Source organism: Paenibacillus thiaminolyticus (assembly GCF_003591545.1).
GTDB lineage: Bacteria > Bacillota > Bacilli > Paenibacillales > Paenibacillaceae > Paenibacillus_B > Paenibacillus_B thiaminolyticus_A.
The window spans coordinates 2,395-3,005 of record NZ_QYZD01000079.1; the positions used below are offsets into that span (position 1 = coordinate 2,395).

1 rRNA gene (running past one end of the window) is annotated in these 611 nt (G+C 53.4%); it reads right to left on the reverse strand.

The window, feature by feature from the left end:
• Positions 1–590, reverse strand: a 23S ribosomal RNA gene (locus tag DQX05_RS29810) (it extends 2,343 nt beyond the left edge of the window).
• Between the last annotated feature and the right edge of the window lie 21 nt (positions 591–611).

A 611-nucleotide genomic window follows, 5' to 3' on the forward strand; every position in this document is an offset into this window, starting at 1 on the left:
AGGGCTCTGACTTCTTGTAAGCACACGGTTTCAGGTTCTATTTCACTCCCCTTCCGGGGTGCTTTTCACCTTTCCCTCACGGTACTGCTTCACTATCGGTCGCCAGGGAGTATTTAGCCTTAGCAGATGGTCCTGCCGGATTCCCACGGGGTTTCACGTGTCCCGCGGTACTCGGGATCCGTCTCGGAGGGCATTTACTTTCGAGTACAGGGCTGTTACCTTCTTTGGCGGGCCTTTCCAGACCTCTTCGTCTAATAAACACCTTTCTGACTCCATGTGAGACGTCCCACAACCCCGGAGAGCAAGCTCTCCGGTTTAGGCTTTTCCGCGTTCGCTCGCCGCTACTGACGGAATCACTATTGTTTTCTCTTCCTGAGGGTACTTAGATGTTTCAGTTCCCCTCGTATGCCTCTTCACACCCTATGTATTCAGGTGTGAGTGACTGCCTATTACAGCAGCCGGGTTTCCCCATTCGGACATCCCCGGATCGATGCTTGCTTACAGCTCCCCGAGGCAATTTCGTCGTTCGCCACGTCCTTCGTCGGCTCCTGGCGCCTAGGCATCCTCCGTGTGCTCTTACTAGCTTAACCTAGCAAGGTAGTTTAAAAAGT